Source organism: Pseudoalteromonas sp. BSi20439 (assembly GCF_000241165.1).
GTDB lineage: Bacteria > Pseudomonadota > Gammaproteobacteria > Enterobacterales > Alteromonadaceae > Pseudoalteromonas.
This window is the reverse complement of sequence record NZ_BADW01000005.1, coordinates 1-11,345: the sequence shown is the minus strand read 5'-3', so window position 1 is coordinate 11,345 and position 11,345 is coordinate 1. Positions and strand designations below refer to the sequence as shown.

Sequence of the window (11,345 nt, the reverse complement as noted above, 5' to 3'; positions counted from 1 at the left end):
CACTCGTATAGAGTGTCGATTCATTTTTACAATTTATTTCAGTGGTTGCGGGAGCCGGATTTGAACCGACGACCTTCGGGTTATGAGCCCGACGAGCTACCAGACTGCTCCATCCCGCGCCTGAAATTGCAGATTTATTTATAGTTGCTTACATTACAACTTGGCTTCCAATCCTCTAGAGGAAATTGGTTGCGGGAGCCGGATTTGAACCGACGACCTTCGGGTTATGAGCCCGACGAGCTACCAGGCTGCTCCATCCCGCGCCTGTATATTTAAAGTCTATCGACTACTTAATTTAATCTCTTAAGTTAGAGTTTTACAGAAGCCAAATTTCAATAAAAATTGGTTGCGGGAGCCGGATTTGAACCGACGACCTTCGGGTTATGAGCCCGACGAGCTACCAGACTGCTCCATCCCGCGCCTGTAATTTCTTAGTAACAGTATTGTGTTATTCACAAGCCTGTTTCGAAGAGAGCGCTATAATATAGGAATAAACCTATAATGCAAGGTTTTACTAATTAAAAACGTTTAAGTGAACAAAAACCCATCAAACAGTGATATTTACAGTAATCGCTGATGTGGATTTATCATTTTTTGCCACTCCCAATCGGGATGACCCATAACAATAAAATCTGGATTTTCTGTACTTTCTCTTTGGTTATACGTTAAAGGATTAAATTCAGCGTCGGTAATACAGCCACCTGCTTCTTCAACAATAACCTGCGATGCACCCGTATCCCATTCACCTGTAGGGCCAATTCTTAAAAAACAATCTGCTTTACCCTCAGCAACAATACACGCCTTAAGTGAACACGAACCTAAAGCCACCGTTGCAAATTGCGCATTTAGATACTGACTAACTGCTTCTATTTTTTGGCGGCGGCTTACAGCCAAAGTTAAACTCTCGGGCGGTGCTACAAATATTTGTTTATCGTGCTCACCTTCACGCTTAAATGCCCCATTTTTAGCCGTTGCATAATAGGTCACGCCCTTTGCTGGCCAATGAATAACCCCCAGCACTGGGTGGTTATTTTCTATCAATGCAATATTAACGGCAAAGTCACCACTTTCGAGTATAAATTCACCGGTGCCATCCATTGGGTCAAGCAACCAATAACGTTGCCAGTGCTGTCTATCTTGCAACGCTGGAATGGGGGTTTCTTCTGACATAATTGGGATGTCGGGAGCAAGCGCATTTAAACCTGCTACGAGCACATCATTTGCGGCAAGATCGGCTTTGGTTACTGGCGTATTATCTGATTTTTCTTGCTGACCAATATCGTCTTTTTTATACAAAGACATAATGGCATCCCCTGCACTTTGCGCAAGCTCAATACATGGCTCTAGAAGTTTATTCATTAATGTCTCCTGAGGCTAAATACTTATCTAATAATAGCAGAGCCGCAACACTACGTGCTTCAGTAAAGTCAGGTTGTTCTAATAACGACTGCCACTGTGAAAGTGGCCATTTCACAACCACTAAGGGCTCAGGCTCATCGCCTAGTAAGGTTTCAGGATATAAATTTTTAGCAAACAAAATATGCATGGTTGCGTTAAAATAGCTCGGTGCCATAGTGACCGTTTTAAGCGGTTTAAAGTATTCAGCGCCAAAGCCAATTTCTTCTTTGAGCTCTCTGTTTGCGGCTTGTTCAGGCGTTTCACCTGGGTCAATGAGCCCTTTGGGAAACCCTAACTGATAGTCATTGGTGCCTGCGCAATACTCGCGAACCAGTAATAGCTCATTTTCAGTTGTCATGGGCACAATCATAACGGCTCCACGGCCACCGCCGCGAATTCGCTCATACTGACGCTCTTGGTTATTTGAAAACTTGAGCTCTAAAGACTCCACAGTAAATAAGCGACTTTTAGCGACAACATTATTACTGAGAATTTGTGGTGGTGTTGGGTGCTTTTTCTGTGTCATGGGCATCAATTTGCTATCATTGCAGTTATACTAATCATATACCCAAATGAGTATAAGATGCGAGTTTCAGTTTGAATTAAAAGCAATTTAATTGAGCAAATAATTCTCGGGTTTAGCTAAGGTTAATTCTTTATTTTAGGCTACGAATACGCTCTTAATATAACATTGTCGGATTTATATCTTAATAACCAAAATAACAAAATTCATTAATTCACTTCATCGCAAGTTAGTCATTTCAATAAGCAATTTTCACAAGGATACATCATGCTCAACTGGTCAAAAATCGATACTGTATTACTCGACATGGATGGAACATTACTCGATTTAAATTACGACACCGACTTTTGGCTCAATGTTGTGCCACAACAACATGCCTTGGCTCAAAATATTAGTATTGATGAAGCGCGTGCAGATATTTTAAAACGCTATCAGGCTGTGAGTGGCAAAATTCAGTGGTACTGCTCTGACTATTGGGAAGCACAGCTAAACTTACCTATTCTCGAATTAAAGCGCCAGTCTGCCCACTTAATCAAAATTCGTGAAGACGTTCCGCATTTTTTAACTGAACTTCGACGTGCAGGTAAAGAGCTCATTTTGCTGACTAATGCCCATCCTGAATGCGTCATGCTTAAATTTGAACATACCGCTATTGATAACTATTTAGACGGGGTGGTATCGACTCATGAATATGGAGTAAGTAAAGAGCAACAAAGCTTGTGGCATAAAGTGCAAGGGGACTTAGGGTTTGATAAACGCCGCACTTTATTTGTAGATGACAGCTTACCGGTATTACATGCCGCACGAGAATACGGCATTGAGCATTTACTTGCGGTTGCTAACCCTAATAGTCAGCAACCACATAACGATATAAGCGATTACCTAAGCGTCACCGATTATCGTAAGCTTATTTAGGGTCTGTTGGTCTTGCAAGGTTAAATTTGCAGCAGTTTGTTTGGTATTTAGGCACGGCAGAGCCTATGTGGTGTGGTTATTCCCCATGAATAGGCGATAACGCAGCATCAATGCCAAACAGGCGCTGCCCGAAGGGTTCTGCCTAGGAGCGATTTACTATTTGTTGCCTACATGGATGTAGGTAAGGGGCGTGAGCAGGACGCGGAAGCTTTGCTCGGTTTTTACTTAGCCCACTAGGTTACAAACCTCGCGTCGCGATTAAACCGCCCCTAGTTTGAACAAATTGTAATCCGCAAAGGTCAACAGGCCCTGGCTTATTCGCTTTGAGGGTAACGCGCTACTAAGCCTTGATAAACTAGTTTTGCAAAATCTGCATGTTCAGTGTCGAGGCTTTTAACCACTTCAACTAAGTGTTCGTTATCTTCTTGGCCATGCCATACTTTAACGTAGCTGCCATCTTTGTAGCCATGATCTTGGCGGAAAAAGTTAAGTGTATTTTTACCTACATAACCACGGTATAAATCATCAATATCCATACCGATTTGCGCCATACAACCAGCAAAAGCGGCTGCATTAAAGGTTTTATTGGCAACAGCACGGGCCGCTAGTAATTCAAGCGTTTGTTTAAAGTCATCACCTTGTTGTGGTGCACTCATTTCGGCTTGTAGTTGCGTAGCGATTTGCTCATAACTGGTCTCACCGTCAATACGCAACGATAAGCCAAAGTGAAAAATATCAACGAGCTCTAAAATCACTTGTTCAGTATCTGGGGTTTGTTTTTTCCACCATTTCCAACCGTAATGATCTAACATTTCTGCACATTCAACCCAAATAGCTCTATACCATTCAAAGCCTTGACTAAACCATTGCTCATGTACTTTAGTATTCATGGCATTTTGCATTTCTAGCATAACAACTAGCTTGTTTAAATTGGCAGACATATTAGTTCCACTGTTGAATTTATAATTAGGGTAATAATACAGATAATATAACTTAACGACCAGCCGAAAACTCATGCCATGAGTTGATCAGGTCAACAAAGTCTTCAAAACCACAACCGCTGCTTAAATCATTCTCTTCAAGCATTAATTCGTCATCTTGGTAGGCTAATATATCTTCGTTATCTTGATGCAGCGCATGCGCTTCAAATAACGCTTCATCTTTAGAAAGGATCAGGTCAATTTCTTGGCCTTTAAGTGTTAACGGTTCAAAGCTTGAACTCACCGAGCTAATAAGCGCCAGCACCATAGCCACTTTGTCTTTGCCTATTTCTTCGTTTAACCAACGGCCTATAATCGCATGCTCGCTGCTTATTTTAATTCTTAACCCACTAATAGGGTCGCGAATAAATTGGTATTCCATATACTTTTATTCCAGTACTGCTAATTACAACAGATTATAACCCAGTCAGTTATGAATAACGCAAGCCAGACACAAAAATAGCGCCATAAGGCGCTATTTAACCTGAACTCTGGTTAAGAGATTTACTAAAACATTGAATCAAAATGATATTTATGTTTGTTTTCTCTAGCCAGAGATTTTCAGTGAAAACAAGGCGAAATTACGCGTCGAAAGCTCGCCTATTGCAAGTAATTTCAACGCAGTTAGCGCTCAAAATAGCTGCTTGAGATAGATTTATTATCCAGAGTTCAGGTTATTTAGTATCATCAATTTAGCTAACCGCCTGAGCGATAGCGGGCAGCGTCAATAATTGCCCATAAATGGAATACGGCTCCAATTACGGCTGGAACCACTAAAAACCATAATGCATAGCCGCCAAAAACCAAAATTGCAAACACCAGCGCAGCTAGAATACGCCCCTGCACCAGTTGCCCTAAACCGGGGAAAAAAATATTACATAGAGCGGCGATTACATTACCGCCAGAACCTTGTTCAGCCATACCAACCTCTGTAGTTTAATTAATTTTGTATTTGTACTTATTATTTATACTTACACACTTTATGCCAATTTATTAAGGCTTACAAATCATACAGTTAAATTATTACCAATTTATCACTTTAGTATTTTTTGCCAAATTTAAGTCAAATTAGCAATTTTAAATACATATTTTATTACTTGCTCTGTATATATTAGTATCAATACAGTAACTTAAATACCTATTTTATAAATAGCTGTTTATAAAAACAGTATTTTATTTAGCCTAACAAAAACACCTGTTATACTGCTCTCATTATTGATTAAAAAGGCGTAACGATGGACGTTTCAGAATTACTCGATGGCTTAAATGATAAACAACGCGATGCCGTTGCAGCGCCATTACAAAACATGCTGGTATTAGCAGGAGCAGGTTCAGGTAAAACTCGAGTATTGGTTCATCGTATTGCCTGGTTAATGCAAGTAGAGCAAGCCTCTGCCTACAGTATTTTTGCGGTAACCTTTACCAATAAAGCTGCTAAAGAGATGCGCTCAAGGGTTGAAGAAACTCTAAAGGCTCCTGTAGGCGGCATGTGGATTGGTACTTTCCATGGTTTATCGCACCGAATTTTACGTGCACATCACCGTGAAGCAAATTTACCCGAAGCCTTTCAAATTTTAGACTCTGACGATCAGCTTCGCATGATCAAGCGCTTATTAAAATCGATGAATATCGATGATAAAAAATGGCCTGCAAAACAATTTAGCTGGTACATAAGCGCTAAAAAAGATGAAGCTCTGCGCCCTAAAGATATTCAAGCATACGATATTAACGAGCAAATGATGCTGCGCGTTTACGCCGCCTATCAAGAAGCTTGCGATAGAGCTGGCCTAGTTGATTTTGCCGAAATATTACTACGTAGCTATGAGGTTCTTAAAAATAACCCAACTCTGCTTCGTCATTATCAGCAGCGCTTTGCGCACATGCTAGTAGACGAGTTTCAAGATACCAATACTATTCAGTATGCATGGTTAAAACTACTTGCGGGCGATACTAGTAGCATCATGATTGTAGGCGATGATGACCAAAGTATTTATGGTTGGCGTGGCGCTAAAATAGAAAACATTAAACGCTTTTTAACAGACTTTGACGCAGAGACAATTCGCCTTGAGCAAAACTATCGCTCGACTGCCACTATTCTTAAAGCGTCCAATGCACTTATACAGAATAACTCCGAACGTATGGGTAAAAGCTTGTGGACTGACGGTAACGACGGCGAACCAATTTCTATTTATGCCGCCTTTAACGAGCTAGATGAAGCACGCTTTGTGAGTAGCAAATTACGCAGCTGGCTAAATGCGGGGAACGCACTACAAGATGCGGCTATTTTATATCGTAGTAATGCGCAATCGCGGGTGCTTGAAGAAGCGATGCTACAAGAAGGTTTAAAATACCGAATTTATGGTGGTATGCGATTCTTCGAACGTCAAGAAATTAAAGATGCCCTCTCATACTTACGCTTAGTGGGTAACCGCCAAGATGATGCGGCATTTGAGCGTGTAATTAATACCCCAGCCCGAGGCATTGGCGACAAAACATTAAGCCATATTCGTGACTGCGCTCGCGCTGAATCTTTGCCGCTTTGGTATGCCGCTAAAGCCATTGTAGAACAACAGCATTTATCGGGGCGTGCATCAGGAGCGGTTGCCAAGTTTGTCGAACTTATTGAGCATATTGAAGATAAAATTAGTGACTTAACGCTGCATGAGCAAGCTAAATACGCGATTCAAACCTCAGGGTTAATGGCTATGTATCAGGCTGAGAAAGGCGAGAAAGGCCGCGCTCGAGTAGAAAACTTAGAAGAATTAATTAGTGCCTGCGATCAGTATGAACTCCCTGAAGAAGAAGAGTTTAGCTCGCCACTACAAGGCTTTTTAGCTTACACCTCACTTGAGTCGGGCGAAGGCCAAGCCGATGAACATGAAGACGCCGTACAAATGATGACGCTTCACTCAGCTAAAGGGTTGGAGTTTCCTTTAGTGTTTATGGTCGGTGTTGAAGAGGGCATGTTTCCATCTCAGCAAAGTAATGAAGAAACCGGCCGTTTAGAAGAAGAGCGCCGCCTTTGTTACGTGGGTATGACCCGCGCTATGGAAAAGCTCTATATAAGCCATGCCGAAAGCCGCCGTTTATATGGCCAAGAGAAATATCACAGCCCATCGCGCTTTTTACGTGAAATACCCGAAGACTGCGTAGAAGAAATTCGCATTAAAACACAAGTATCTCGTCCGCCTGCAGCCGGTCGCTTTAGCGCATCGGTTAGCCATGCTGCATTTGAAGAAAGCGGATTTAACTTAGGTCAACGCGTGCTGCATGCAAAGTTTGGCATTGGCACCGTACTCAACTACGAAGGCAGTGGCGCACAATCTCGCGTACAAGTTAACTTTGACGACTTAGGTAGTAAGTGGTTAGTAACAGCTTATGCAAGATTACAAGCCGTTTAACCACGTTGTAGAGCGTGTACAGCAACAACTTGCGTATGCGAAACATCGCCAGTTACTGCTGCTTACAGGCGATAAAAATTGGTGTTATGAGCAATGTACTCAGTTGCTTGCTCATTTGCAGCACCCTTCTTTTGTACTGTCAAAAAGCACTCATTTAATTAATGCACATTGGCCAGAGCATACCCACCAAATTTTAGGACAAGAGTGCGCTCATGCTGTTTATGACGGCTACAGTGGACTGGTGCCAGATAAACTAGCCGCGCTCAGTGGCGTTGTGCAAGCAGGTGGCTTTTTAATTATATTGTTACCCGAACTTAAAGAACTTGAACACTGGTGTGATGACGCCCTTCCCTTATTTCAATCTTTTGGGCAAATGCACCCTTACAGCTTTTTTAATCAACGCTTAGCTCACTTACTAAGCCAAACTACTTTACTGCATTTTAGCCAGCAAAATGGTTGGCAGTGTATTACCGATACGAATCTATCAACTGGTGAAATTGACTTTACCGAGCAACAACAGTGTATTGAATTAATAATAAAAACGGCAAACGGACGAGCAAATCGACCATTATTAATTAATGCAGATCGGGGAAGAGGAAAATCAGCCGCATTAGGTATTGCAGCAAGTAAACTCAGCGATAAAAACATACTTATTTGCTCTATGCAATTTCGTGCTTTGCACAGTAGTTTTAAGCACTTAGCGAGTGAGCTTGATATAGATTATCGAGCTGGCGATAAACACATTGCAAACATGCACTATGTGGCGCCTGATCAACTACTGAACGAACAACCGCAGTGCGATTTGCTATTAATTGATGAAGCAGCAGCAATCCCTGTTCCAATTCTCATAAAAATTCTTCACCTTTATCCTCGCGTGGTCTTTTCAAGCACTATGATTGGCTATGAAGGTAATGGTCGCGGTTATATTTTAAAGTTTACTCGTTACCTCAAAACGCACTTTAAAAACATGCGTAGCATCAGTCTTGAGCAGCCAATCCGTTTTGCAAAGCACGATCCTTTAGAGCTGCACCTTCGTACACTCTTAGCTTTGGATGCAGAACATCACAGCGCTAGTTTGAATACTGCTCCCCTACAATTTAAGCATCTGCAAGCAAATCAACTTACTAACGACGAGCCTCTGCTTCATCAAGTTGTTGGCTTACTAACACTCGCACATTATCAAACCAGTGTGAATGACTTACGTCACTTACTAGATGCCGCTGGGCAACGCCTATTTGTTTGTCAACAAGGTGATAATATTCTTGGTGTGTGTTTAGTAGCGATAGAAGGTGGCTTTACTACATCGTTGAGTGATGAAGTAGTGCAAGGTAAGCGCCGCCCTCAAGGGCACTTAATGGCGCAAAGCCTTGCACAATTAAGCTTTAACCCTGAGGTATTAAAACAATACTGCGCTCGCGTGGTGCGAATTGCCATTGACCCTGAGCAGCACAATAAGCACCTAGGAACACAATTACTTCATTACTGTGAACAGCAATTACAGAACGAGTGTGATTGGTTTGGTGCTAGCTTTGGTGCTAATGCGCAATTACTTAGTTTTTGGCAAAATAATGACTTTAATTTGGTTAAGCTGGGTTTTCAAAAAGATAAGGCAACGGGTGAACATAGCGCATTAGTTATTAAGAGCTTAACTAAAAATGACCAACTACTAGAACAATTAACAGCCCAGTTCGAAGCTGATTTTCCTTTGCAATTGCTCAGCCATTTTAGTCAGCTAGATTATAAACTGGTAGCAAAAATTGTTTCACGCTTTAATACTCATACCAATAGCATAGCTGATCAATCAAGATTAAAATCTATGTTAACAAGTGACTATCAGATATTTAATATTAAACCTTTACTTTGGCGAAGCTTTTGGGCATCTCCTCTTAGCTTGCCAAATGATGAGGATAATTTCCAATCTGTTTTTATTAGGCTAGTATTACAAAATTGGAAACCTAAAAATATCCAAACCGAGTTAGGTGTGAATGGCATAAAGCCGTTTAATATATTATTAAAAAAGGCTGTAAATAACTGGTATGAACGCACTTCGCATAATAATTCACCTTAGTATTGCCCTCATTGCAATAGCCCTAGGGCAGCCTTTAGCCTTTGCAGAGCAAGATAATAGCAAAGTTATTAAACTTGGCATGTCTACAGCGCTTAGTGGGCCGGCTCAAAATATTGGCCAACAATTACATAAAGGCAGTAGTGTTTACTTTAATAAGATCAATAATGCTGGCGGTATAAACGGCGCTCAGATATTGCTTTTGGTTGCTAACGACAACTATGAGCCAAAGCAAACCGTTAATAATACCCGTACCTTTATCTATTCCGACAAGGTTGATGCACTTTTCGGGGCCATGGGCACTCCAACCAGTCATGCCATTATACCTTTACTAGAACAATCACAAGTTCCGTTTTTAATGCCTTTTAGTGGGGCGAGCTTTCTATATGAAAAATCACGCGCTAACGTCTTTAATTTAAGAGCCAGCTATAATGACGAGGCGGCAGAACAAATTAAATACCTAGTAGAGGAACGTAAACATACAAAAATAGGGCTATTTATTCAAGCGGATGAGTTTGGCTTGTATGTAGAATCAGGGCTGAGAAAAGAGTTAGCTAAGTATGATCTGTCTCCCGTTAAAGTCGCGCGTTATCAACGTAACAGCCATGATGTGGAATCAGCGTTGAATACTTTGCAAGCTAGTGGAGTGACAGCTATCTGTTTAGTTGGTACCTACGCACCACTTGGTGAGTTTATAAACAGTGCACATGCGAAGAATTTTACCCCAGACTATACCAGTGTTTCTTTTGTACCTAGTTCTGACTTATTTGATGAGGTGACTACTCCCTCAAATATTATGGTGACAGAAATTGTTCCTAACCCACTTACTTGTAATGATGATTTTTGTAATGAGTTTTTAGCCGATATGCTGGCAAACAAGATTACAAAACCCAATCGCCTTCATTTTGAAGGTTATATTAACGCGATGGCATTTAGTAGAGCAGCAGAAAACTGCAAACTACCGCTTAAACGCTCTTGCCTAATGAAAGAACTTAATTCACTGTTAATAAATGATAAAATAATCAAAAAGCTTTTTCTTGATATTGAAAATCAAAATAAGCGTAATGTATATCGATCTTATTATGTGAATAAATAAATACCTTCCAAATATTGTTCTATCCTTAATATACAAACTAAGTATGTGAGGAAACTATGGACTTAATTAACTTTAAAGTGGGTTATAAAACCATTTCACTTAAGATTCTTGATATCTTATTAACGGAACAATTTAATAATAACCTCACGGTATTACCTAACGACAATAAAAGCTTTTTAGGTGTAAAAGACTATATGGGGATCCCAACCCCTGTATTTGACCTAGGAATCATTCTAAATGGAGTCTCTACTGAGCACAGTAATTTAGATGCTTTAAAGCAACTTAAATCCTGGCAAAAACAACTAATGGCTTGGTTTAATAAGTTAGAGCAGGAGTTAGTTGTTTCGCCAAACTCGTTAAAGGCGAGTCAATATGAGCTTGCTGATTTTGAACAGTTTTATACAGAGTTTAAAACGGATAACGACGAACTAAAAAATACAATGTCACGCTTTGACGAACCGTTTAAATCGCTTCTACACAAATTGACAAGTGCGATAAGTGCATACAAACAAGGCAACAGTAAACAAGTTAGCACCCAACTTGAGATTATAAGACGGCATGAACTTATTCACCTAGAGCGTTTATTTGACTCTGCAATAGAGCAAATCACCTTAGATTATAAACCTATTATTGTTTTTACCACCAAAGATGGAATGATCCCTCATGTAGGCCTGTTAGTTGATAAGGTGGAAGATAATATTGAATATAAAAAAGAAGATATTAAACCTCTGGATAAGCTCACTGAAGTTGGTTTTGATATTGACCCCCAAACAAGAAACATGATGTATGGTCTAATTAAACTTGCTGATAAACACAGTGTGCTTATTGATCCTAGCGCAATATTTAAGCCCAAAGATCTTGAAACACCTGACAACGCACCAGAACAAGAAACTGAAGCCTATGGGCTGTTTTAATTACCCTACTTTTATCCTACAGAAGTAAAAAAAGCCCGACTCTTTAGAGTCGG

10 protein-coding genes and 3 tRNA genes are annotated in these 11,345 nt (G+C 40.6%); 5 read left to right on the top strand and 8 right to left on the bottom strand.

Going from position 1 to position 11,345, the window contains the following annotated elements:
• Positions 1-42 precede the first annotated feature (42 nt).
• From P20439_RS00345 to nudE, 5 genes are all read right to left on the bottom strand, one after another.
• Positions 43-119, bottom strand: a tRNA-Met gene (locus P20439_RS00345).
• Between the two features lie 67 nt (positions 120-186).
• Positions 187-263: transfer RNA gene (locus P20439_RS00340), tRNA-Met, on the bottom strand.
• 80 nt (positions 264-343) lie between these two features.
• Positions 344-420, bottom strand: a tRNA-Met gene (locus P20439_RS00335).
• A gap of 141 nt (positions 421-561) precedes the next feature.
• Positions 562-1,359 carry a 3'(2'),5'-bisphosphate nucleotidase CysQ gene (gene cysQ, locus P20439_RS00330; protein ID WP_008108277.1) on the bottom strand — a complete coding sequence of 266 codons (798 nt, stop codon included), beginning with the start codon at positions 1,357-1,359 and terminating at the stop codon, positions 562-564.
• On the bottom strand, positions 1,352-1,924 hold the full coding sequence (nudE, locus tag P20439_RS00325) for an ADP compounds hydrolase NudE (RefSeq protein WP_193371989.1): 573 nt from the start codon (positions 1,922-1,924) through the stop codon (positions 1,352-1,354). The genes cysQ and nudE overlap by 8 nt, the downstream gene beginning before the upstream one ends.
• 264 nt (positions 1,925-2,188) lie before the next feature.
• Here nudE and yrfG point away from each other — a divergent pair, with 264 nt between their 5' ends.
• On the top strand, positions 2,189-2,836 hold the full coding sequence (gene yrfG / locus P20439_RS00320; protein ID WP_008463885.1) for a GMP/IMP nucleotidase: 648 nt from the start codon (positions 2,189-2,191) through the stop codon (positions 2,834-2,836).
• Between the two features lie 314 nt (positions 2,837-3,150).
• Here the strand turns inward: yrfG and P20439_RS00315 are convergent, their stop codons facing one another.
• The 3 genes from P20439_RS00315 to P20439_RS00305 all read right to left on the bottom strand — a co-directional run bounded on the left by P20439_RS00315 (position 3,151) and on the right by P20439_RS00305 (position 4,737).
• On the bottom strand, positions 3,151-3,777 hold the full coding sequence (locus P20439_RS00315; protein WP_008463884.1) for a dUTP diphosphatase: 627 nt from the start codon (positions 3,775-3,777) through the stop codon (positions 3,151-3,153).
• Positions 3,778-3,829: 52 nt separating this feature from the next.
• On the bottom strand, positions 3,830-4,198 hold the full coding sequence (locus P20439_RS00310; RefSeq protein ID WP_008108271.1) for a YacL family protein: 369 nt from the start codon (positions 4,196-4,198) through the stop codon (positions 3,830-3,832).
• Positions 4,199-4,512: 314 nt separating this feature from the next.
• A complete protein-coding gene (locus P20439_RS00305; protein WP_008108268.1) occupies positions 4,513-4,737 on the bottom strand; it encodes a hypothetical protein in 225 nt (74 codons plus the stop codon).
• A gap of 314 nt (positions 4,738-5,051) precedes the next feature.
• On the opposite strand from P20439_RS00305, the gene uvrD reads away from it, so the two are divergent.
• From uvrD to P20439_RS00285, 4 genes are all read left to right on the top strand, one after another.
• Positions 5,052-7,217, top strand: coding sequence for a DNA helicase II (gene uvrD, locus P20439_RS00300; protein WP_008463882.1), 2,166 nt, complete (start codon positions 5,052-5,054; stop codon positions 7,215-7,217).
• The gene (locus P20439_RS00295; RefSeq protein ID WP_008463880.1) at positions 7,195-9,285 is read left to right on the top strand and encodes a GNAT family N-acetyltransferase; all 2,091 of its coding nucleotides are present in this window, start codon (positions 7,195-7,197) and stop codon (positions 9,283-9,285) included. Before uvrD ends, P20439_RS00295 begins: the two co-directional genes overlap by 23 nt.
• Before the next feature lie 79 nt (positions 9,286-9,364).
• Positions 9,365-10,378 carry an ABC transporter substrate-binding protein gene (locus P20439_RS00290; RefSeq protein ID WP_242375981.1) on the top strand — a complete coding sequence of 338 codons (1,014 nt, stop codon included), beginning with the start codon at positions 9,365-9,367 and terminating at the stop codon, positions 10,376-10,378.
• Positions 10,379-10,434: 56 nt separating this feature from the next.
• Positions 10,435-11,292 (top strand): methyl-accepting chemotaxis protein, encoded by an 858-nt coding sequence (locus tag P20439_RS00285; RefSeq protein ID WP_008463877.1) that lies wholly within the window; start codon positions 10,435-10,437, stop codon positions 11,290-11,292.
• Positions 11,293-11,345: the final 53 nt, after the last annotated feature.